The organism is Aeromonas sp. 603607 (assembly GCF_049171595.1).
Lineage (GTDB): Bacteria > Pseudomonadota > Gammaproteobacteria > Enterobacterales > Aeromonadaceae > Aeromonas > Aeromonas veronii.
This window is the reverse complement of record NZ_JAAKOV010000002.1, coordinates 274,073-296,587: the sequence shown is the minus strand read 5'-3', so window position 1 is coordinate 296,587 and position 22,515 is coordinate 274,073. Positions and strand designations below refer to the sequence as shown.

At 50.4% G+C, this 22,515-nt stretch carries 23 protein-coding genes; 15 read left to right on the top strand and 8 right to left on the bottom strand.

Annotated features, from left to right (window positions below; genetic code table 11):
- Positions 1–116 precede the first annotated feature (116 nt).
- Entirely contained in the window at positions 117–2,072 is a 1,956-nt protein-coding gene (locus tag G5315_RS04375) for a sensor domain-containing protein (RefSeq protein WP_204484184.1), read from the top strand.
- A gap of 63 nt (positions 2,073–2,135) precedes the next feature.
- Here G5315_RS04375 and rraB read toward each other — a convergent pair whose 3' ends face one another.
- Positions 2,136–2,471 (bottom strand): ribonuclease E inhibitor RraB, encoded by a 336-nt coding sequence (gene rraB, locus G5315_RS04370; RefSeq protein WP_266134397.1) that lies wholly within the window; start codon positions 2,469–2,471, stop codon positions 2,136–2,138.
- 1,039 nt (positions 2,472–3,510) lie between these two features.
- On the opposite strand from rraB, the gene G5315_RS04365 reads away from it, so the two are divergent.
- Together G5315_RS04365 and G5315_RS04360 are read left to right on the top strand one after the other, a co-directional pair.
- A complete protein-coding gene (locus G5315_RS04365; RefSeq protein WP_082189170.1) occupies positions 3,511–4,647 on the top strand; it encodes a DNA cytosine methyltransferase in 1,137 nt (378 codons plus the stop codon).
- Between the two features lie 8 nt (positions 4,648–4,655).
- Positions 4,656–5,396 carry a GIY-YIG nuclease family protein gene (locus G5315_RS04360; RefSeq protein WP_421332550.1) on the top strand — a complete coding sequence of 247 codons (741 nt, stop codon included), beginning with the start codon at positions 4,656–4,658 and terminating at the stop codon, positions 5,394–5,396.
- Positions 5,397–5,578: 182 nt separating this feature from the next.
- On the opposite strand, the gene G5315_RS04355 is transcribed toward G5315_RS04360, so the two are convergent.
- Complete coding sequence (locus G5315_RS04355) at positions 5,579–6,061, bottom strand: HEPN domain-containing protein (RefSeq protein ID WP_421332549.1); 483 nt, start codon at positions 6,059–6,061, stop codon at positions 5,579–5,581.
- A gap of 177 nt (positions 6,062–6,238) precedes the next feature.
- Positions 6,239–6,622 carry a hypothetical protein gene (locus tag G5315_RS04350; protein ID WP_421332548.1) on the bottom strand — a complete coding sequence of 128 codons (384 nt, stop codon included), beginning with the start codon at positions 6,620–6,622 and terminating at the stop codon, positions 6,239–6,241.
- A gap of 318 nt (positions 6,623–6,940) precedes the next feature.
- Between G5315_RS04350 and G5315_RS04345 the strand changes: the two genes are divergently transcribed.
- From G5315_RS04345 to G5315_RS04325, 5 genes are all read left to right on the top strand, one after another.
- A complete protein-coding gene (locus G5315_RS04345; RefSeq protein ID WP_123785038.1) occupies positions 6,941–7,489 on the top strand; it encodes a hypothetical protein in 549 nt (182 codons plus the stop codon).
- Complete coding sequence (locus G5315_RS04340; RefSeq protein WP_029304363.1) at positions 7,486–7,788, top strand: YkvA family protein; 303 nt, start codon at positions 7,486–7,488, stop codon at positions 7,786–7,788. The genes G5315_RS04345 and G5315_RS04340 overlap by 4 nt, the downstream gene beginning before the upstream one ends.
- 22 nt (positions 7,789–7,810) lie before the next feature.
- Positions 7,811–8,431 carry a hypothetical protein gene (locus tag G5315_RS04335; protein ID WP_213393007.1) on the top strand — a complete coding sequence of 207 codons (621 nt, stop codon included), beginning with the start codon at positions 7,811–7,813 and terminating at the stop codon, positions 8,429–8,431.
- The gene (locus G5315_RS04330) at positions 8,428–8,862 is read left to right on the top strand and encodes a DUF2787 family protein (RefSeq protein WP_021139672.1); all 435 of its coding nucleotides are present in this window, start codon (positions 8,428–8,430) and stop codon (positions 8,860–8,862) included. The genes G5315_RS04335 and G5315_RS04330 overlap by 4 nt, the downstream gene beginning before the upstream one ends.
- Before the next feature lie 647 nt (positions 8,863–9,509).
- A complete protein-coding gene (locus G5315_RS04325; protein ID WP_421332547.1) occupies positions 9,510–10,751 on the top strand; it encodes a tyrosine-type recombinase/integrase in 1,242 nt (413 codons plus the stop codon).
- Positions 10,752–10,954: 203 nt separating this feature from the next.
- Here the strand turns inward: G5315_RS04325 and G5315_RS04320 are convergent, their stop codons facing one another.
- Positions 10,955–11,965: a GlxA family transcriptional regulator gene (locus G5315_RS04320; protein WP_408855589.1), complete on the bottom strand. Its 1,011-nt coding sequence runs from the start codon at positions 11,963–11,965 to the stop codon at positions 10,955–10,957.
- 122 nt (positions 11,966–12,087) lie between these two features.
- On the opposite strand from G5315_RS04320, the gene G5315_RS04315 reads away from it, so the two are divergent.
- The 5 genes from G5315_RS04315 (at position 12,088) to G5315_RS04295 (ending at position 15,938) form a co-directional block, all read left to right on the top strand.
- Positions 12,088–12,978: an MBL fold metallo-hydrolase gene (locus G5315_RS04315; protein WP_421332546.1), complete on the top strand. Its 891-nt coding sequence runs from the start codon at positions 12,088–12,090 to the stop codon at positions 12,976–12,978.
- 145 nt (positions 12,979–13,123) lie between these two features.
- Positions 13,124–13,570 (top strand): hypothetical protein, encoded by a 447-nt coding sequence (locus G5315_RS04310; RefSeq protein WP_421332545.1) that lies wholly within the window; start codon positions 13,124–13,126, stop codon positions 13,568–13,570.
- Positions 13,571–13,893: 323 nt separating this feature from the next.
- Positions 13,894–14,787 carry a helix-turn-helix transcriptional regulator gene (locus tag G5315_RS04305; protein WP_421332544.1) on the top strand — a complete coding sequence of 298 codons (894 nt, stop codon included), beginning with the start codon at positions 13,894–13,896 and terminating at the stop codon, positions 14,785–14,787.
- A gap of 126 nt (positions 14,788–14,913) precedes the next feature.
- Positions 14,914–15,093 carry a hypothetical protein gene (locus tag G5315_RS04300; protein WP_029304370.1) on the top strand — a complete coding sequence of 60 codons (180 nt, stop codon included), beginning with the start codon at positions 14,914–14,916 and terminating at the stop codon, positions 15,091–15,093.
- Positions 15,094–15,641: 548 nt separating this feature from the next.
- Positions 15,642–15,938 (top strand): hypothetical protein, encoded by a 297-nt coding sequence (locus tag G5315_RS04295; protein WP_042865035.1) that lies wholly within the window; start codon positions 15,642–15,644, stop codon positions 15,936–15,938.
- A 506-nt stretch (positions 15,939–16,444) separates the two neighbouring features.
- On the opposite strand, the gene G5315_RS04290 is transcribed toward G5315_RS04295, so the two are convergent.
- Together G5315_RS04290 and G5315_RS04285 are read right to left on the bottom strand one after the other, a co-directional pair.
- Positions 16,445–16,753, bottom strand: coding sequence for a hypothetical protein (locus G5315_RS04290; RefSeq protein WP_421332543.1), 309 nt, complete (start codon positions 16,751–16,753; stop codon positions 16,445–16,447).
- A gap of 306 nt (positions 16,754–17,059) precedes the next feature.
- Complete coding sequence (locus tag G5315_RS04285; protein WP_190285571.1) at positions 17,060–17,341, bottom strand: hypothetical protein; 282 nt, start codon at positions 17,339–17,341, stop codon at positions 17,060–17,062.
- On the opposite strand from G5315_RS04285, the gene G5315_RS04280 reads away from it, so the two are divergent.
- Both G5315_RS04280 and G5315_RS04275 read left to right on the top strand, forming a co-directional pair.
- Entirely contained in the window at positions 17,252–18,037 is a 786-nt protein-coding gene (locus tag G5315_RS04280; RefSeq protein WP_103255213.1) for an SIR2 family NAD-dependent protein deacylase, read from the top strand. The two genes, G5315_RS04285 and G5315_RS04280, sit on opposite strands and share 90 nt — an antisense overlap.
- The gene (locus G5315_RS04275) at positions 18,034–18,333 is read left to right on the top strand and encodes a cyclic-phosphate processing receiver domain-containing protein (protein WP_042865034.1); all 300 of its coding nucleotides are present in this window, start codon (positions 18,034–18,036) and stop codon (positions 18,331–18,333) included. The genes G5315_RS04280 and G5315_RS04275 overlap by 4 nt, the downstream gene beginning before the upstream one ends.
- Before the next feature lie 299 nt (positions 18,334–18,632).
- Here the strand turns inward: G5315_RS04275 and G5315_RS04270 are convergent, their stop codons facing one another.
- Both G5315_RS04270 and G5315_RS04265 read right to left on the bottom strand, forming a co-directional pair.
- Positions 18,633–19,856, bottom strand: a complete 1,224-nt coding sequence (locus G5315_RS04270) for a PD-(D/E)XK nuclease family protein (RefSeq protein WP_421332541.1) — start codon at positions 19,854–19,856, stop codon at positions 18,633–18,635.
- Between the two features lie 325 nt (positions 19,857–20,181).
- On the bottom strand, positions 20,182–22,482 hold the full coding sequence (locus G5315_RS04265) for a DUF927 domain-containing protein (protein ID WP_421332540.1): 2,301 nt from the start codon (positions 22,480–22,482) through the stop codon (positions 20,182–20,184).
- Positions 22,483–22,515 lie beyond the last annotated feature (33 nt).

The following is a 22,515-nucleotide window of genomic DNA, read 5'->3' as shown; positions in this document are numbered from 1 at the left end:
CTGTCAGCAACCATCCAGCGTTCGATGTTATGGGGAGGTGATCGGGGTGCTTTACAAAATTGGTTTGCTATCATAGATTTGCTCGAAATTCCTCCATAAGCACCCCTGTGACCAACATGCTCACCCCGGATCTGCTGCAGCAGATCATCGACCAATTGCCAATGAGTATCTTCTGTCGGGATAGTCATGGGCGTTACCTGTTCGCCAATCGTGAGTTCGCCCGTGAAGCCAAGCTGGAGTCGCCTGCCGAGGTTGTCGGCAAGACAGATGCAGATATGCCCTGGGGCGATCTCTTTCGCAGTGAGGATGAGCAGCTGCTTGCCGGAGGCGTGCCGATGCTGTATCAGCAGCTCCATTGCAACCGGGGTGGAGATACCTGCTGGATGGAGGTGCACAAGGTGCCTCTTTACACCCCGCAGGGGGAAGCGTGCGCAGTATTCGGGGTGGTTAATGAGATTGCCCAGCGCAAGAGCCTGGAACAAACGGTCAAACAGCAGCAGTTGTTGCAGCGTTTTCTGCTCGATGCCATTCCTGACCTGATCCGTTTTGATGATCACAACGGGGTGTTGCTGGAGTGCAATCAGGCGTTTCTCGACTTTATCGGCCAAGGGGCGGATGAGGTGCTGGGTCAGCAGCTGCCGTTCCGGTTGGCGGCGCCGCAGGGGATGGGGCATGGCGAGTGCTGTCTGCTGGATGCCAGCGGGCAGGGGCGACACATGGAGATCACCCGGGTCGATGTCCCCGATGGTGACGGCCACTCCCTCGGGATCCTGACGCTGGGGCGTGACATCACCGGCCTGCGCACCACTCAGGCGCAGTTGCAGCAGGAGCAGCACTACGACAGTCTGACCGGGTTGCTCAAACTCTCCCGGTTCTTGCAGACCAGCCGCCATCTTGGGGGACGCAGTGCCACATTGGTGCTGGTCGATCTGCACCATTTTCGTGAAATCAACGATCGCTTCGGGATCCGGATTGCCGATCGCCTGCTGAGCCAGGTGGCCAAGCGGTTGCAGCAGCTGGTACCGCCGCGTTCCCTGCTCTGTCGGGTCGCTGCCGATGACTTTAGCCTGCTGCTGCCGGACTTCAACGAGCCATTGCAGGGGTGGAGCCAGCATCTGCAGCAGCAGTTGATGGAGCACTATCAGGTGGAAGATCACCGCATCCAGATCCCGGTGTTTCTGGGGCTGGCCCAGGGGCGGGCAAGCGATGCCGAGCGGTTGCTCAGTCATGCCGAGGCTGCGCTGGCGCAGGGCAAACGGCAGCAGCAGTACTGCACCCTGTTTGATCCCGAGCTGCATGCCCGGCTCAAGCGGCGTCAGTTGATCGCCGCCCAGTTGCCGCTCGCCATCAAGTCCGCCCAGCTGGTTGCCGTCTATCAGCCCATCATCTGTACCCGCACTCACCGGCTGCATGGCGCCGAGCTGCTCTGTCGCTGGCCCCATCCTGAGCTTGGGATGATCTCCCCCGACGAGTTTATTCCGTTGGCGGAAGAGATGGGGATCATCGGTCAGCTTGGCCAGTTAATGCTGGAGCAGGGGTGTGCCCAGCTGGCGCAGTGGCAAACTGCGCAGCCGGATATGGTGCTCTCCATCAACCTCTCGCCGCTGCAGTTCCGTGATCCGGCGCTCTGTGAACGGGTCTCTGCCTGCATCGCTCGCCATGGTCTCAAGGCTAGTCAGCTGGAGCTGGAGATCACCGAAGGGGTACTGATGGAGAATGCCGACGAGATTGAGACCAACCTCGACAACCTGATCGCCGCCGGTTTTCAGTTGGCCATCGACGACTTTGGTACCGGTTACTGCTCGCTGGCCTATCTGCCGCGTTTGCAGGTGGCGACCCTCAAGCTGGATCGCAGCTTCACTCAGGGACTCGCCAGCAATAGCGCGACCACAGCTATCGTGCGGTCAGTTATCGGGTTGGGCCATGAGCTGGGGATCCGGATCACTGCCGAAGGGGTAGAGACACCCGAGCAGCAGTTGTGGCTGACCGAGGCGGGGTGTGATCGGCTCCAGGGCTATCTGTTCAGTCGCCCCCTGCCGCCGGCGGAGTTCGCTGCCAGCTATCTGGCGTGAGAGATCGCCAGAAACAACAAGGCCACCGCAAGGTGGCCTTGTTGTTTTACGATGGGGGCAGGATCAATCCTGGAAGTAGGTGCCCCAGCCATCGTAGTCCACCCCATATTTTTCCAGGATGGGCAGCATCTTGGCGATATCGGCAACGATGGCTTCGACATCCAGCTTGCACTCGATGGTGGCATCGAAGCAGAAGATGGTGGCGCCGTCATCCAGTTCCATCTCTTCGGCATCGGTCACTTCAAAACCGGCCTTGAACAGGTCAACCGCTGCTTTTTCCAGACGGTCGAAATCCTGGCAGGCGAAGTGGTGCTCGATGTCGTAATCCGCATCGGGATTGCTGCCATCGGCCAGCAGTTCGTTGACGATCTCGGTGGTCTCTTCACGCCACTCTTGCATATTCAGACTCATGTTGCCTCCAGGCGGTATCATTGCGGCAAAGCATACTCGCAGAGTGGATTCGGCTCAATGTGGCAAAGCTATAGAGGCCGTGATTTCCCGCGGTTTGGTGATCATTCATATATGAGGCGGGTCACGGTTAGGCAGATTTCTGCTCCGAAACGGCTAATAACCGTTCATTGCGTTCAGTTGTTGAGCGAACGTGCTTTTTATCGTGCCATCATGGTTGACACCCTGCGTTGGAAAGGGTTTAATGCGCGCCGTTGCCCAGATAGCTCAGTCGGTAGAGCAGGGGATTGAAAATCCCCATGACAGTTTCCATACCACAGCTCTGAACAGCACACCCAACAAGGCTTCGCTTTCAACGCGAGGCCTTTTTGTTATGCGTCTCTGGTCAATCTCTGGCAAGGTTGCTCACCGAGCTCGGGAGTAATAATCCCCGCCTCATGATCCGCTGCTTCACCTGACAACAGATAGCAAAATACGCACGCCCCCTTCCCCTGCAATGACCTCCGCTTCCTGCGAACAACATGTTCTTTCCCTGCCAACTCTTGCGTAATTCTGGTTATGTCGTGAGCTGAATCCCCGTTATTATCGGTCCATTATGTGCGCTAAATATGCATTCTATTCTCCTCATCGGTGGTGTAACTTTGTAACCATAGAGGGATGTGTAAGCAGATGACGGAAGATTGGATCTGGCCGCACAAGAGGTGATTGCTCTTTTGCTAGTAAGATTAGCGACTACGGCTTCATACAGCGGCATCTGGGGATGCCTCTTCAGCATCCATTCACCCACGACTCGACACAAGCTCAGATGCTCGATACTTTGCTGGTGAATATCCTCGTCTCATCGACCATTGAAGATGAAGAGCTTAGTGCCCAATCGGGGTTGTCATCATTGGATTGGAAATGTCAACAACCTCACAAAGGTAACTTTGAAGCGCTGTTTGAGTGCTATCACACAACAGGGGATTTGACAACAAACCTATTCATAAGGTAAATTTTAAGTATTTTACCTCGACATAAACGCAGGTCTAATATGCCAAGTTTTTATGAATTCTTTGCTGGTGGCGGCATGGCACGTTCTGGCCTTGGCGAAGAATGGAGTTGTGTTTTCGCCAATGACTTTTCAGAACAGAAGGCAAAGTCATATCGCACAAACTGGGGTGATGATCACCTCATTGTTGAAGATATTAACAAGATTCTTACAACCGCTCTACCTGGTCATGCTGACCTTGCTTGGGCATCTTTCCCTTGTCAGGATCTATCCCTTGCTGGAAATGGTGCGGGTCTTAGAGGTGAACGATCTGGTACCTTCTGGGGCTTTTTGAGGCTCATTCAGGGATTAAAATCCGAAGGTCGTAAGCCTTCCATGATTGTTCTTGAGAATGTCTATGGAACTTTGACTTCTCATGAAGGAAAAGACTTTGAGGCAATTGCAAAGTCTATAGCTGGTGAAGGCTATAACTTCGGTGCAATTGTTATGGATGCGGTTCAGTTTGTGCCGCAATCTAGACCACGTGTTTTCATTATTTGCGTTGATGAAAAGCTAAGCATCCCAAATGAAGCTGTTTGTGAGCGAGCTTCGCCTGCTTGGCACCCCGAGAAAGTCATTTGTGCATATAACTCACTGCCAAAGAAAGTTAAAAGTAAATGGAAGTGGTGGAAACTGCCTGAACCGACTCAGCCTCTCATGACTTTGGATGATATCATTGAAGATGAGCCCAAGGGGGTTAAGTGGCATACCAAGAAAGAAACTCAGAAGATTCTTTCTATGATGAACCCACTTCATCTCCAAAAGGTCATTGCAGCTCAACAGACTGGACAAGTTAAAGTTGGCACCATCTACAAACGAACTCGTGAAGGCATTCAACGTGCAGAGGTTCGTTTTGATGGTATTGCAGGATGCTTGAGAACACCTAGCGGGGGATCGAGCCGCCAAACCATTATGGTTGTTGATGGACCAAAAATCAGAACACGATTGATTTCCCCAAGGGAGGCTGCACGTTTAATGGGCCTGCCAGAGAGCTATGTCCTACCTTCAAAATATAACGAGGCATATCATCTGGTTGGGGATGGTGTGGTTGTTCCTGTTGTCGCACACATTAACCAGAATGTTCTTCTTCCGGTTATCAATGCAAATGCACAACAAAAAATTCAATTGCATGTTGCATAAGGGGTTTTATGCCGGAAGAGAATCAGCAAGAGTCACTTGCCGAATTTCCAATTCCAACCGACTCAACAACCGAACTGCCTTTTGAGACTAGCGAATTACGAAAGCTCCTAGAACAGTTCTTAAACAAAATGGTTGATAACCCACTGAATGCTGGCCAACAAGTTAGAGTCGGTAATTTTCAGTGGGGTGTATATTCCTTTTACGATTACGACAATGAACCAATCTATGTCGGACAGACGAAGGAATCACTAAGAACAAGAATACGGCGACATCTGACCAACCAACGGACAGATGCTGTTGCTATGAATGTTCTTGACCCATTTGAGGTTTATAAGATTGTGGTCTATCCCCTTCCACAACTGGAAGGCATTAACTCAAGATCTCCAAACTTCAAGGATGCCCAGAAGATTTTGGATGCTTTGGAACGGAAAATTTACAGTCAAGCGATTCATAACTCAACGTTTAACGCGATCCTCAATGAAAAGGAGCCACCTACACCACAAGTTGAGGTGGAAATTCCTGCTTCTTTTGAAGGCGTGATCGTGTCTGATGAGGTCAAGCGCATTCGTGAGCACCCAGACATTCGGATCGCCAGAAGAACTCAAACCATTTCACGATTAGCTCAGGTCATCAGTGAACGGAAAGTTCAGAAAGGTTTGAGAAGGGTTCTACACACTCAGGCTAAACGGCTTGAATGGCTTGCAGCAAGAAGATTGGAAAGTGCTATTGATGTAGCTGATGCAGATTGAAGTAATCCCCCCAGAAAAACTGGGGGGCATAAGTAGAGTTTTCTCGTGCTTTGAATACAACGGCTAGACAAAAATATCAAACCTCGAAAGGGATCAAGTAAGTTTGAGATAGTGGTTGCTCAGATATTAATAGCCTAAAAATGAGTTGGCTATTAGATGCCAAATAATTCCAAGCTCGCCACCTATGACAATTTATTGATATCATTCAAGAAACTTTTCAACGATGATAGTCGCTCAAATAACCTGTTATAATCATCTCTACCAACATCAAGTATCGAATATGAATCTAGATGGGAGAAGTAAACAGGATATCGAAGGTTGTTATGAAGGTGGTTGTATTTAGTATCCCCTAATACATAATCTGACAATTGCTTTAATACTTGCTGCTGAATGACAGGGTCCGAGCTGATGACTTTGACAAGAAATTCAACCGCAGAATCCAATGAATGAGTTCTATTCTCCTCTCTAAAGAAACCCAGCTTGGGGTTAACAATTCCAAATATCTTGGCCCTTATATACTTCTCCATAGCCTGGATAATGAAATAACATGCCTGCCTATAACATTCAACCTGAGATAATTTCTCTGCTGCAATCTCATCCGATCTGGCCAGAGAAAAATACTCTTGTGAAGCGTTGACTTTTTTCCTAAAGCTCCCAATCCTCATACTTAAACTCTCGAAGATAAAACGTATCAACCAATATAACTATAACTCTCGCATCGAAACATAGAAATCATAATTTATCAAAAAAGCTTGTTTGCTCACAAAGATAATTCATCCCGCATCCACTATTGACTATAGTGGATTTTTAACCCCTAGCGTTGAGCGCTAGGGGTTACTTATTCAAGATATCTGTAGAGAAAATTTAGCTAGTCGTTTCTTGGCCTTCACGCACTGGAACAATTTCCGACAGGTTCTTAACTCTTCAGGATACCGCTTCGGATAGCTCATGATGGCAGGGATTAGCTCCGGGATTGTGCGCACAATCAACCTTCCCAACTGTACCTTCTCTTTGCGAGTTGCTAGCCGCTGCTTGAGTTTGTATGCGTAGAATCGGTCTCCAATAAGGACCTCATCCAACTCAGCACCAAATATAGATCTCAATGCACGATAAATTCTCTCCTCAATTGAATTCAAATCGAAATTTTCACGATGATCACGACTTACGAGTTCATTGAACTGATAAGCGTCTTCTTTATTGATAATCAGGTTTAATAAATTAATCATATTTATCTCCTTTTAAGATACGAGTAGTGGTTCCCCATACCTGATTAACAATATCTTCATCAACCTATCAACGCAGTGCTCATGTTGTCATCGTCAGCTCTAATTTACGATTCAATTTCAAGAATGTAAATAGGCTTTCTCAATTATTAATTCCCACCCATTTATTCTCGCGCGCGCGAGAATAACTCCATGTGAAATATATGCGATTGACATATTAAAAATATACCAGCTGCCGAATCATCTATCAATTTAAATATATATAAATCCTTTGATATCCAATAGCTATTTCGGCTATTTACATTCAAAGGAGAGATATCCATGTCAGAACTTTCATTGTTCGATGCCATTGGTGAAGGCAAAAACGCGACTCAGGATTATCTGGATACCCTGTCGCGGGCACTGCTACGCCATCATCAACTGGTCAAAGCCATCCGCATCCACGGTCGTTATGTACCGGAATCCTTGCCAATGCCCGGTCTGCCGGTACTGGTCGCCATCTTCAGTCACACCAATACCTACACCTTGCACCAACTGCCCTCGACTCAGATAGGGCAGTTGGTGCTGTCGATTGCTCGCTTCTCCGGTCAGGCCACCCATGACCTGGACAACGGCATCTTTGAAGAGGTGTGGGAAATGGGTGACAGCAGCTTCACCACGGACAGCGCCGAGCAGGCCGTCTACTGGTTGCCGCTACCGGAGCGCTGGATTGCTCTGGAAGGCACACAAGTGGCGCTGCACGATAAAGACCATCCGGTGTTCAAGTTGCTCAACGTCACCGCCCGGAACTCTGGTCCGGTCCTGGATATCTGCGATGGCGTGGTCAGTCTGGCGCTGGAGTCAGACTGGGATGGGGAGTGGGCCGCATGACCGAGATAAACCGCTCCTCGCTACTCGCCAAGCTCAAACACATCAAGGGCATGAAGCTGCTGGTTGAGCAGGCCGTCTTGCTCTACCTGTTGATGGCCGACGAGCAGACGCCTGTGTGGGTCAAGACCATCGTGGTCAGCGCACTCGCCTATTTGCTCTGTCCGGTCGATGCCGTACCGGACTTTATCCCCGGCGTCGGTCTCACCGATGACCTGGGGGTCATTAGCGGTGCCATTGCCTCGTTAGGCAGTCATATCCATCAAGGTCATCGCAGCAAAGCGGCTGACTTCTTCAAGTAACCCCTTCAGAAGGAATTCCATCATGGCTAAAGCCACACCACCGGCAGCCTCGGCTGCTCCGGTCTGGACTGTTATTAAATCCGCTAAGGCACCGAAGATCAGCGCACGGGCCAGTGGGTTGCTGCACTACGACGTGGGTAAGAATGATGAAGGTCGCTACGCCCTTCGCATTACCGCAAACGACACGGGCGGCCTGTTCAGCAAGCACTGGTTATCGCTCGATGACATCCTGGCACTGCTGGACATCCTCAAGGATGCGCCATTCAAATCGGTGGCGCTCAAGGCGCTGTTTGTTAGGGGCAGTGCCAATAACCACGGTTTCCTCGCCGCCATCCTGCGGGCTGAAAAGTTACTGGTGGCCGCCGAGCCCAACTCGCCGTTCCACCGGGCCGGTCTCTCTCTCAGCGACTGGTCTACTCAGCTGGATGAACCAGCCAATATGGATAAACAGGCTCGCAAGGGAAAAGCCAAGGGGCAGAAGGGCCAAGATGACACGACCGATGAGATAACCATCGAGAAAGGCAATGAGCCCCAGTTTTTGGAAACAGCCAACGACCAGGCCGGTTTGTCAGACAAGATGGATGAGACAGGGGGTGAAGTTGAAACCGCAGACCCGGCGGCCAGTGAGGAGGCCCAACAATGAGCAACCGTGACATAGCACTGAACTGGCAGGGGCTCCCTCTGCCGGTTTCCCGCCAGTTCGCAGTATGTCTGACCGACCTGCTGAACACGCACCATCCCACATGGCTACAAGCCCGTGCTGTCACGATGAACTTCCGTGATCCGGGTTATGGTCCGGAGAGTGGTGGCTTTCATCCGGTGGAAATCCGTCTGCAACGCCGAGGAAATCTATGGTCCTTGGTCTATATGACGGACTTTTCCTATGTCGGCATGGGTGACTATGCCGAATTGGCTAAGGAGGTCGATTTTGACTTCTCAAGCCAGGAAGGGCTGATTGCCTATGCGCGTGTGGTGCCGTTGTCTGAGTTGGGTGAGTTCTATGAATTATGGGAGGGCAATTTCCTCACCTACTTGTCGCTGGGTGTCTATGCGATCACGGTAGCCACTGAATGATCCCTCCCTATTAATGCGCAAATTTCGCGGGTTCACGGGGTTGGCGTCGATTAACCCAATCTCTCCAAGGGAAAAACGCGCCCCGTTTCCTCTCGTTCGTGCGGGGCGGGTACGGGGCTCGCCGTGAATATGCGGGGCAACCCGACCAATTCATTAACTCCCCCATTATTTCCGCAAATTTCGCGGGTTCACGGGGTTGAGATGGAAAAGCCCAATCACTCAAAGGGAAAAACCAGCCCCGTTTCCCCCCCGCTCACACGGGGCGGGCACGGGGCTCGCCGTGAATATGCGGGGCAACCCGACCAATTCATTAACTCACCCATTTTTCCGCAAATTTCGCGGGTTCACGGGGTTGAGATGGAAAAGTCTAATCACTCAAAGGGAAAAACGCGCCCCGTTTCCCCCCGTTTGTGCGGGGCGGACACGGGGCTCGGTAGCATTTTTACGGGATCGGACCGGGTAGCGACCGGGGCGGCCATCTGTTCACTCACCTTTCCCGCGTTGTCATCGTGCCGGGCCAACCAGGCCAAGGCGCGATGAGCAACGACCACTTCAATCGCCAAGCCAGAGACGGGGATTAGGCCTCCTTTCCACTGTGAAGGGGGCCTATGCCGTGTCTAACCAGCTCACATGTTGAGGAGCGAACCATGAACGAAACACCTACCCGATTTAAATTCACCAATCGACGGATTGCCGATCTGCCCCCTAACCCAGATGACGCCCGCAGTACCGAAGCCGAGTATTCAGATACCGACGTGACCGGCCTGCGCTGTCTGGTGGGCAAAGGGGAGGGGCGTCGCAAGTTCCTGCTGCGCTATCAAATACATGGGCGCAAGCGGGCGATTGCCCTCGGGCACTATCCCACATTGGATGTCAGCGCGGCTCGTAAGCTCGCGCTCGACTACAAACGCAAGATCGCCGAAGGCGTTGACCCGCAACAGGCCAAGGAGGACAAGCGCAACCAGAAGACCCTGAGCAATTTGTTTCAGGAGGACTATCTCCCCTATCTGCAATCACGAAATCGCAGTTGGAAGACGGATGAACATCGCTTCCGTAATCACCTACGGCCAATCTTCGGCAACCTGATCCCGGAAGAGATCACCGTTACCCGCATCCAGAACATGCAACAGATGTTGCTCAAGCGCCTCACCCCGGCCACCTGCAATCGAGTATTAGCATTGCTCAAGGCCATCATGACCTGGGCAGCCCGTGCCGGACTGATCAAGGACAATCCCGCAGCCCTGGTGTCATTGCTGCGAGAGAACAATCGGCGCGAACGCTACTTCACTCCAGATGAAATCCGCCGCCTGTTCCGGGCTGCCGATCAGCATGAAAGTTTCTATACCGGTCAGTACGTCAAGATGTTGCTGCTCACCGGCTTGCGCCGGGCCGAGCTGGCAAGGGCCAAATGGCAGCACTACAACAAGGAGGACAAGACCCTATATATTCCCCACACCAAGAACGGCCATAGCCGTGTGTTGCACCTGAACCATATGGCGGTGGAGCTGTTGAACTACTTACCGGTGACAGAGGGAAATCCCTACCTGTTTCCCGGCAAGAGGCAAGGGCAGCCATTGCAAAATCCCACCAAGGGTTTTCAGCGGATGCTGGCGCGGGCCGGTATAGATAAGGAGGGGGTTTGCTTGCACACCTGTCGTCATTCGGTTGCGGCGCTGATTGTCTCCAACGGCGGCACCCTGTTTGATGTGCAATCCCAGTTAGGGCACCGGAGCAGTCAGACATCGCTGCGTTATGCTCACCTGCATAACACTCGGATGCAGCAGACCAGCCAGAAAATAGCCAACTGCATCCATGATGCCCTGACCAGCTCTGTACCATCCAAGCCGCTGCCGCGTCCCGAAGAGGGCGAGTGGGTTCAGGCCAGCTAGGTATGTCGGTATCTCATCCAGCGGTGAGATACCGATATCGCTATCTAGCCGCCCGACCCGTGGCCTTGCTCCATCTATCCTCACAAACAACCATAATTCACTCTGACCGACCTTCCTGGCCCTCTCAATCGCTTCTCACCCATAGGCAACAACATCCAATCATTTGATGACAAAAGCTGATTGCACACCACTTATCACTGAATTCACACAGACGACTTGGCAGAACGCTCAGGGTCTTGTATCTCCACCTCTGGATTCAATTTACGAAAGAACATCCGTCGATAGTCAGAGGGTGACGTGCCCAGTTGGGCACTGAATTGTTGCCTTAACGATAAGGCCGTCCCGAAACCGGCTTCACCAGCGATGCATTCAATCGGTAAATCCGTCGTTTCCAATAGCGCTTGTGCTCTGGCAACGCGTTCAGCATTCAACCATTGGGTGACCGTACTGCCGGTGGCGTCGCGAAACCGGCGAGTAAAGGTTCGCCGGCTCATCTTTGCCCTTTCAGCCAGAACATCCAGCGATAGATCACTGGCCAGATTCTGCCTCGCCCATATCAGCACATCGGACAGATGAGTCTCGGTGGCAAGTCGCGGGACGGAGTGTTCAACATACTGTGATTGCCCCCCCTGCCTGTGTGGAGGGGTCACCAGAAGCTTCGCAGTGCGATTGGCCGTTTCAGCGCCGTATCGCTGCATCACCAAATGAAGGCAACAGTCAATCGCGGCTAGGGTTCCTGCGGAGGTCATGATGTTGTCAGTACTGGCGTAAAGCACCTCGGGCCGAAAACGTGCCTTCGGAAACCGTTGTGCAAACGTCTCTCGTGCGAGCCAATGCGTCGTCGCCTCTCTCTCATCAAGTAAACCGGCATCGCCGAGCACAAACGCGCCCAAGCATAACCCCACGATCAGCTTGCCTTGGGCATTGGCGAGTTTCAGCGCTTCAACCAGCGCTGTTGATGCCACAACCGAGGGATCACTCCAGGCCGGAATGACGATGACATCGGATTTATCCATGAGCTCAAGCCCGTGCTTGACGGCGATAGCGATCCCCTGATCGCTCTCTACCATGCCCGGTACCTCAGCACAGTAGCTGACTTCGTATCGCAGTTCATGCTGAGCGGTTTGAACGGTTCCGAATACGAGTCCTGGTACGGAGAGATGAAACAAGCTCACACCATTGAAGGCGAGTACAGCAACACGTATGGCGGACATAGGTTAGACCCCGCTTGATTACCAATGGCCCAATTATATCGAAAGATGTCATTTTGGCCACTTTTGAACGTGTGGAGATTAAGCAAAAATGACCACCTCGAAACGTCAATAGGAACAATCACATGAAACTCAACGCTCTTCCCCTCGTACTCTCCATTGCTTTTGGTGCAGTCACCGCCCCGGTGTTTGCGGGAGAAAGCAACACTCAGGCTTCCACTTCAACTCATAAAGTTGAAATGCAGCAGGTTCGTAATGCGACAGTGAAAATCACTTACGCAGGCACTACCTTCCTGATCGATCCGATGCTGGCTAAAAAGGGCACTTACCCTGGGTTTGAAGGTACCTATCGCAGCAACCTCCGCAATCCGATGGTGGAATTACCCGGATCGGTAGAGGACGTCATTTCCGGTGTTGATGCGGTCATCGTTACTCATACCCACCTTGACCACTGGGACGATGCCGCACAAAAAGTACTGCCAAAAGACATTCCGCTGTTTGCACAACATGAGGCTGATGCACAACTGATCCGCTCTCAGGGTTTCAAGAACGTACGCGTACTGACTGACGAAGCTGAATTTGGCGGAGTTAAAATTACCAAGACCGGTGGTCAGCATGGCACAGACAAAATGTATGCCGATCCCACTCACGCACAACTGCTTGGTGAAGCCATGGGCGTCGTTTTTCAAGCGAAAGGTTATAAGACCCTTTACTTGGCCGGTGACACTATCTGGCGTAAAGAGGTTGACCAGGCCATTGAGACATATAACCCCGAGGTCATCGTACTCAATGCCGGGAAAGCAAAATTGATCGGGTACGAAGGTGCGATCATCATGGGCGAGGAAGATGTGCTGCGTGCATCACAGGCTGCGAAAAATGCAAAAATTGTTGCGGTGCACATGGACGCAGTCAATCACATGTCCTTGACCCGTGAAGAATTGCGGACCTACGTCAAGAAGCAGGGTATCGAGAGCCGCGTTGATATCCCGGAAGACGGTGAGTCGCTGGCGTTTTAATGGAAGTCAATATCAGCTAACAACAGCCGGTATCTCGCCTAGGTGTGAGATACCGGTTGTTGTCACTTGCAGCCATAAGATGATGCCGTAAATTTGGTTAAAGGAAGAACAATCCTACCTGTTTGGGGGATCCGTAGAAGGCCGATTGGAGCGACTAGTATCGGCAGTTGTTGAGAAAGAACTGCTATCAAAAACACCAACTGAACTCGCCGAGGCGTTCAAAAAAATGGGCATAGGAAATGCCGATGCGGATTTAATAAAGGAGCATCTCGCCAAAAACGGTAAGGTGGCCATTCTCCCCGTTATCATCCAGATCCTTGGCCCCAAGGTTGCTCTCGGCCTAATAGAGACCATCATCATTAGCTTGATTACCCAGATCGTCGGGCGTGAAGCCGCCAAAGCATTGGTCAAGGAAGTTAGTAAGCGGAACCCGATGCTCAATGCGCTCGGCCCTGTGATGTGGGTGCTGTCGGGTGTGTGGCTTGCTTACGATTTACAAGGCCCTGCTTTTAGAAAGACGGTCCCTATCTGCCTCTATTTGGGAGTGGTTGCCTTACGGGATGGCTCTGAAGACGCACTTACAGCGGCATAGCTCTAGAGTCAACTCCTCCTCAGGTATCAAGATGAGCAGCAACCCGGTATCTCCCTCAGCGATAAGATACCGGTATCGCAGCTAAGCGGCTCAATAGCATCAACTTAGCCCCATCTCTGGGCAAGCAGCAACACCTCACCGAACGGGCCTTCCTGGCCCGCTCAACCGCTTCTCGCCGGTTGATAACAAAACCCCTCACCTAATGACAAAAGCCCATCGCCAATGATGGATCTTGCGAAAAACTGCCTACCAACCAATTCGTCACGCCGTGTCGCGGTCTGTTTGGATAATCCACGACACGGTTATTCCCCTTGCTTGATGGTATGCACGAACACGACAAGATTGCTCAGCGCCTCGGTATGCTCCTCACCCGCTTGTACAGTGGTGAGAAGCTGCACCTGGGTGATCTGGCCACCGAGTACAACGTCACCGTGCGCACCCTGCAGCGGGATTTCAATCAACGCCTCAGTTATCTACCGATAGAGCACCGCAGCCAGCAATACTGGCTGGATCCTGGGTTTCTCAATCACAAGAGCGATGGAAAGCTGCGCAAGCTGGCCGAACAGTTGGGTATCACCGACTTGTTCCCCCGCGCCAGTGAACATCGTCTGGGTCAGCTGCTGGACAGAGACACCCCAAGCCTCTTCGCCATCAAGGGATTCGATGCCCACTCCACCGACTCACTGAGTCACCAGCTACCGGTATTAGAGCAGGCAATGACCCAGCATCTGCAATGCTGGCTCATCACCAAAGACCAGCGCAAGCAACTGTTTAGCCCCTATCAGCTTGTCAACTACAAGGGCACCTGGCACTTGGTCGGCGTCAGCGAGGGGCGGTTGCAAGCCTATCCGCTGAGCTCCATCGCGCTGGTTGAGCTATCGCAACAGACCTTCACCCGTGATGCGCTCATTGCGCGACAGATCGATACCGATCCGACGCTCTGGCGCTCCGGCATGATCGAGGTGCTACTCAAGGCCAGTGCCTCCATCGCCATCAACTTTCAGCATCGCCCGTTGCTGCCCGAGCAGGAGATTGTCAAAACCCTGGATGACGGTGCGCTGTTATTGAGCAGTCGCGTACTCGATGCCAATCAGATTCTGCCCGTCGTCAAATCTTGGATGCCGGAACTCACCGTGATCTCGCCCGGCTTTATCCATGAGCAGATCGTCCGTGATTTACGCCATTTATTGACCCTGATGAGTCAGGCTCCCCCCTGATTCATTTGTGACAAAGATCCCAGTTTATACATCTGGCGACAGCGCCTGACATGCCGCGACACCACCTGTCGCCGCTGTTTTGCATTGTCGTCAACCATCAAGCAGTAGCAATCCAAGGAGTGATGCATGAGTAAAATGATCCAGATGAAAGAGTCCACCGCAAAGCGCGAGGTGAAGCAGGAATACGGCCTGACCGAAACGGATGGCCAGGCTTTCTGGGATCGGGTGAACCGGGTGATCGGTGAATCCCGAGAGGAAGTCGATAATGAAGACCGCGTTCCTGCTGGATATGAAGTGTATCGATAACGTCAACGCGTACATGTTAGTTGGTCATTAGTTGACTCCTGTGAGCGATATCTGCCACGAAACGCTCGTAACGACAAAGCGGCCAGTTCTACTGGCCTCTTTTTTAACTCGTTTGACAACACCTGCTGATGCAGGATGAGATGTTAGCGTTCACCGAGAGCGGGTTGGCATGAATAAATAGGACGATCGTCTCTTAATCCCAGTTTGCCTGTAGCATGACCCAGCTCATGGGGCATGCTCGGTGGTATGACCAAAAATCAATCTGCACCAATGATCTCTTCTCTGACTCTCGCCCAGCCCTACGGGCTGATACATAAGCTGCTGGACCGTATCACTGAGTTGGAGGACCGTTTCAACTAGCACAGTGAAAACTTCCAATCCCCCCTCCAGTGATGGGCCTGGAAGTGCTCCGTCGCGTCCAAGTTGGGCGATGGCAAACATCCTGAAACAGGAAAAGGGTACGGTAATTATCGATGAATATTTGTTACAATAGGCGTTGTAAACGCTAGAGGGTTCATGACTCCTTTCCTCTTCATTAATGATTAAACATGTTAAACTATAAGTTGATATCAAAAGGGTATAAAATGGGCAACACAAATAAAATTGACATTCTAAACCAAAACTTTCCCATGATCGGTTTGTCCGCTGATTGGATCTTCCAGACATGGTTGATAAGCGGGAGTAAAAATAATGGGGTTGTTATCTTTGAAAATGAGGATAGAGAATGCTATGAAGTCATTGAGTTTTATTATGAAAACGAAGATCGCCATGAAAAAACGTTATTTTCAGGGGAGTTGGCAGACGTTAAAGATTATTCCATTAATACCCTGAAAATCTGTTTATAAAAAAGCATATTTTCATATAGTGAGCAATTGTAAGAATATTATCAACACACAACTATCAGAATAAATTTTAAGTTGCTAGCAATTTGCTCAATTAATCGTGTGAAACCATGGCAAAAGCCACGCTGTAAAGCCCCCCTATATACATCAAGCTGAACAAATACCTACCAGTTTCGCTCAGGTTTATGGCGTAAAATATCAATATCCACTCGGTGGTAAGCGAGCCATAACCATTTTGTCCCAAACTATGGGGAACCTGTCAGTAGTCCGGCACGATAGCGCAAAAAATACAGGGGAGGGCAATTGACTTCGCCCTCTTTTTTTGGGGCGGGGACCGTTCCACAACACCCGCTGATGCAGGAGGAGACAGGCTGTGATCACGCCAGAGTGTACTCTCTACGGTGGAACGACCTGTATCGCGGTTTAGCAATCTGCTATTTAGCCAGTGGGCCAGCACATTAACCGATGAGCAGACGCTGAAGGACTGCTCTGTTCGAAAAGCTGCTACATCAATTCGGCCCGAAAGGCGGCTTACGTATCATAGACCACTCGTTCACGTGGTGTGTTGTGTTGTGTTGTGTTGTGTTGTGTAGACGATATACGAGATAACCAACCCCCAGAGCAAGACCAACTGAGAGCAGCACCGGGTTGATTGCTGTAGGAGCCAGAAATTTGCTCATCAGAGCGAAACCCTCTTTCCTGCTAACATCAACGACCAATTTCCGCACAACAGTATGAGTTATCGTACCTGCAGCTGTGGTGGTCATGGTCTCTGTAACGGTGCCGGTTGCCAGCAAAGATGCGGTGACTGCTTCCATATCTGATCCCTGATTCAGTAATGCAACATCGATTAAACATAGCAGTTTCAATCTATCCTATTTCCAATTGTGCGTATTCCGGCGAAATTGAGCAGCCATTCCGGCCAACACAGAGATCAGGGGCGGTCTTTTGGGATCGTTCGACAACACCTACTGATCTGCGAGGAGACCGACAGGGAGCACACCAGTGCACAGCATGGGAATTGTCCCCCACGGTGAGACACCCGTATCGCGGTTTAGCGACCCAATGAGCCGTTTTGGCTGCGCCGCCCTCCAAACCTACGCAACAAGATCATCCTAGCCTTCTCAGCCTGCTGAAATGATACTCCATCTTCTGCCTACGGCATCCACATTACTTCCGCCCTTCAAGGCTTCTAAACCTTCCTTACCCGAGTGTGCTTGCGCTAAATAATGTGTGAGTAAGCAACCATGATTTCCACAAGAAAAGTCCTGCAAATCCATGGTTTCGTCAGTCGTGCCATAACGAAAGGTGATCGTATGCAACCAATATCTTCCCGAGCACTTAGACATCAGCGCCGTCATAGAGAAAAACGAGCGCAAGCCACGATAACGGGCCAGCACTACCATCCCACAATCCTCTTCTTTACCGGGGCGGGCTTGTCAGCGGAAAGCGGTGTGCCCACGTTTAGAAGTGAGGGCATTTGGCGTAATCATGAGAACTGGTGCTATTCCCACGCTAATAGCATGAGTACGGATCTGGCTGGCTTCTTGGCCTTTCACAACAAACGGCGTCAAACCATGTTAGAAGCCGCCCCCTCACAGGCGCATTATCTGATAGCCCTGCTACAACAGAAATGTACTGTTAGGGTCATCACCCAAAATATTGATGACTTACATGAGAGAGCAGGTAGCCGTGAAGTCCTTCATCTGCATGGTTCAATCCAGTTTTTGGTCCCCATAGGTTTTCGTAGCAAAAAATATCGGCAGCCTTGGCATGAGGATGTGGCGATCGGTGAGCGCTGCCCATCCACTGGCTCACAATTGCGTCCAGATATCGTGCTGTTTGGCGAAAATGTTTATGAGTATCAACAAGCTCGTCGCTGGCTCTGCGAGGCTGATATCGTAGTAGTTGTCGGCACCAGTTTGCTTGTTGAGCCTGCGAGTTCTTTGTTACAAAACATCAACCCTGGCGCATGTGTCTACTACATCGATCCCGATCTTGGTTTGTCATCCAGATTACCGTTTCCCGGTGAGCTGATTGTTGATGGGGCCAATCGCGGTATTGCTCACGTATTGGAACTAACCATGGAGAAAATGGCATGAAATTATATTTGGACGATGAAAGAGAAACCCCGGCAGGGTGGATTCGCGTATTCTGGCCTGATGAGGCGATTGCATGGCTAAAAACAGAGATGGTGACTGAAATTAGTCTTGATCATGACCTCGGTGATGATGGTAGAGGAACCGGATACGATGTTATTCTCTGGATAGAAAATGAAGTAATGACAAATTACTTCATTCCTCCCAAAATTCATATTCATTCGGCAAATGTCTCCGCAAGAAGAAAAATGGAACTGGGCATTATGGCCATAAATAGCTTTTTAGGGAAGTCAACATGACAACTCCAGAGCTGTAACTAAACTTCAGATATAGTATGTCATGCCACTATGTATAAAGCCCTCTGGCTCTTAGTGAAGAAATGATATCTGCAATGATTTTCCAACAGTTAAAAGCCATCCCCTGAAAGTAAAAGACTTCTAAAATCGATAAGCACTCAGCCAGATTGGATATCAATCTGGCTGAGTTAAAACAAAATATTTGCTGTTTTCTAGATACCTTTCGGTTAGGAGGATAGTGGCGGTCTTTTGCTATTCCCTTCCGCACTCACTAGGTTAAGTTTAGTTATGGCTTAATTTTATTAACTAAATAGCTTCATATCCATTTTATCCTGAACGGTAATGATGACTTCATATAGTGCAGCAAAAACACTGTCTTCATCACGCTCACTGAGCTTTGCCCACACAGAGCCGTCATTGCCCCAATTATGAGGGATTCGGTTTTTCCCCTGTGGGTCGAGGTCCCAGCTCCACCATGACCAGTATTTATTTGATTTACCTTGCATGTGCGGGAAAAGTGCTGACATGGCAGCTGATATTTTTTCAGTTCGACCTGCCTTTTCGCTTATCCCTGATATGCCAAAATACAAACCATTAAAATTTGCTCGATCAAATTGCCAGCTAAGATGATGCGTGTCGCTTGAATCTAATGATATGTAAAAGCCAGCCCAGCGACTTGATGTATCGGTATCAGAAATTTTAATCTTTAAGTTATGGTTTGTTAGCTTCCCATTTAAATCTTTGATTAGATTTCCATACAATTGTTTGCGCACAACTTCAATTTGATTATAAATGACAAATGCAGATTCTATTGTGTGACTATCTTTCTTAATAATTTCAGATAGTTCGTCGCTGTTATCCATGATATATTCGCCATTAATTGATTGGTTTACATACTTGATTAGGGATTCAATGAATACTCTGACCGTTCCAGCTCGGACGTACAGTAAACAATCACTTAGCCACTCTACAACTTTATACCAAGATACTGTTAGGATGTGTTGCTTCAGTACGTCTGGTGTGTCTCTGGGAAGACTAGACTCGCTAGGTTCATGATTACACAAATAAATTAACTTCCATGGCTTTCCAAGCTTGTTAAGCCATTGTGCGTAATCTCTTAACTGGTTATCTTGATCCTCTGCCCATGGCTTGTTTTCTATAGCAATAATGCCTTTAGGTGTCGTCAATAGGAGGTCTATTTTTCTCCCGTTTTCAATTATGACTTCATAATCTACTCTGGCTTTATGAAAACAGTCTTCCGTGGCGATAGGACTGTTATGCCCTAAATTTTCAATAAGGGAGAGGAATCCTTTTAGAAATAAAATTGACTGTCCGTGGCTTTCATTGGGGGATAGCAAAAAACGCAGATAACGGGACAGTGCTAGCTCGTCATTCTTCAACCAGTCCATCAAGCTAAAGTCCGGTGCTAGCTCAGCCTGATATCGTGATTTCGCTCGACGAGTTACCTCTGTCCAGCGAACAACGTTCTCAAGAAGTGCTGCTGCCTTCTGATGTATGCCGTTCATTTCGTTATCCTTTTTGCAGAATCTGCACGGCAGAATAACGCACGTCATCATTTGGGCAAGCACAAGCCATAAAATATCTGACCAGCATCAAGCCAGGGGATTTTGGGGCTGCGTTGTTGAGTTCATTCTGAGGCCCCCCGGCGAGGCACCTGTATCGCGGTTTAGCGACCCAATGAGCCGTTTTGGCTGCGCCGCCCTCCAAACCTCCGCAACAAGATCATCCTGGCCTTCTCGGCCTGCTAAAACGTTCCTCCCCTTGCTGCCTGCTTTTGCCACCGGATCCCATAAAAGCAAAGGGGCCAGTTCGCACTGGCCCCCCTTACTCTTAAAACTGCTCGATGTGTGTCGTCTCCTCCGGTGTTTCCGATGTGGGGGGGGCGCTGATGCTGCCCGCCTTGCTGTTTGAGAATCGGCTAAAAATTCGCTTTGATGGTTCGCATTTTGGCAGCGACCCCTTCAGGCTGTCACTCTCTCCGGCACGGCTACTGACGACCTCACCAGTACTGCCAAACAATCGATTCAAATAGAACGAGTAAACGCCACTATCCACACCCGCTACCTTGATCTTTCTTACATAGCGGTCTGGTGCATACCTCTCAAGATACTGGTTATCGAACAACCATGCTTTAACAGCTTCACCCATGCTCGGAACCAGTTTGTCGAACTGCTCCTTAAAGATGTAACACCGTTCGCCTTCTATGAAGCCTAGGAGCTCCCTCGTTACAACGGCTGGCTTGCCAAGGTGAATTTTATGTCGTTGGAGCGCTACCGTATTCTTGAATTGGGTAGCGGCTCGGGTGACGTCATCCAGTTGCTCCTCCAAGGACGCAACCCAGCGATTGGCACCCTCAAGCACGGCGGCCTCCACCTCATTCTCGGTATAGGGCAACACACCCAGCTCGATACCATACAAGCCGGTAGCCAGCGTGATAGCGAAGAAATCCAGGCCACGACGAACCAGAGGTGAATCCATCGCGCCATTGACCATCTGCATCAGGCGCTCGGCACACTCATGAACCCGGTTGCGAACTAACTCTTGCAAAGCCTTATAAGAAGTGGCCTCCGGCAAGTTCAACAGCCCTTGTGCCAAAGCCGGAAGGGCTGTGCCGTAGTATTGACCACAGGCCGCTTTGAGTTGGTCAATCCGGGCTTTGGCTTGGGCCAGGGTTTCGTCGGGCAATTTCGCATCATCGGGGTGAACCTCGATGTTGAGCATCCGCACATAGACACCGGAATTGGCGCTGCCACCCGTTTTCCTCAGATAGTCATCTGTGCTGAGTTCACCAGTGGATATAATACAGAGGATGGCTGAGTCTTGATCCTCCTTCTCATCCCCACCCGTTTCACACCTTCCTTTGGTTTTCCCATTGGATAGGGCATAGATGGTTCCGTCGAAATTTTTGCTGTTGTGTGACCCAAGCTCATCCAGTACTAACCCCATACCGTGGTGACTTTTTGCCACAGCAAACAGCCAATTCGTCGTGCCATGCCACTTCCTGATAGCAGACCCACCATCTTTGCTTGGGTCAGTAGCTCGTCCTACGACACTCTGTGCCATCTGCGCCCGAGTCGTCTTGCCGCCTGAGCTGAGCCCATGCAAGTGAACAATAACCGTCCCCTCCTTCAGGAGGTTCAACAATACATTCCCAAGCATCGCCAAAATCGGAAAAATCATGTTAGGGAGCTGCCGGACAGGCCCAGCCACATGCTCTTGCCATTCCAGCAAGGTGCCTTGTGCTCTCAGTTGCGGCAATGCTTTACGGATTTGATAACTGAGCTTGGTTTCCGGGGTTCCAATGTTCCGCTGTAGCACGGTCTCATGCGATATATAGATCAACTTTCCAGAGATAAATCCAGCCTGCTCAACGCGATAAATTGGCTCAATTGAGTTCCATCTTGAGCAGTGGTTCATAAACCGAGAAAGCTGCCGATCGTCATGACCATAATACCCAACACGTAGCTCACCCAACTGGACCTTGACCCTTTTCAAGTCATGCAGGACATCATCAAGCAGGACTGTAAAGACATGTGGCTTACCATCATAGCCAATGCAGACCAACACCAACCCTTTGAACTGATTGTTATTATCAATAATGCAATTGAGCGGAAGGATTAACGTATCGAACAGCTCAACGGGCTTCCTTCCTTCAAGGTTCACCACTTTCAGGTCAGGGCTAACAACGTAGTGCTCGGGTAACAGACTGGATTTCATCCATGTTTGGAGTTCATCAATGTTATACGACAGATGAGTACCATCCGACCTGATGGGACGCTCAGAAGAGCCCTTCCCCTGATTAAGGGCTAGCCCCTCTTCGGATGCCAGATAGGTCGCTTCTTGAGACCACTGATGGATACGCGCCAGTTCTTGCAGCGCTAAGTTTTGATGGCTGCAATAGGGTTCGTTGGGCACTAATAAAGCTGACTCTGATGGCCGAACTACCGGAGCGATAGCAGAGACAGGCACTGATTCTGGCGCGGATGCCTCCTGAATGGGGCCTAATGCCGAACCTGTCGGCGATAAACCCTGACCAGCACTATTGGGGGCTCCTAGAGACCCATTACGGGACTCCTCAATAGAACAGAAACGATTCTGTTTGCAGTTATCATTTGTTTTTGAAAGACTCATAATTCTCTATGGGGGAGGCTCCCTCCCCCATCT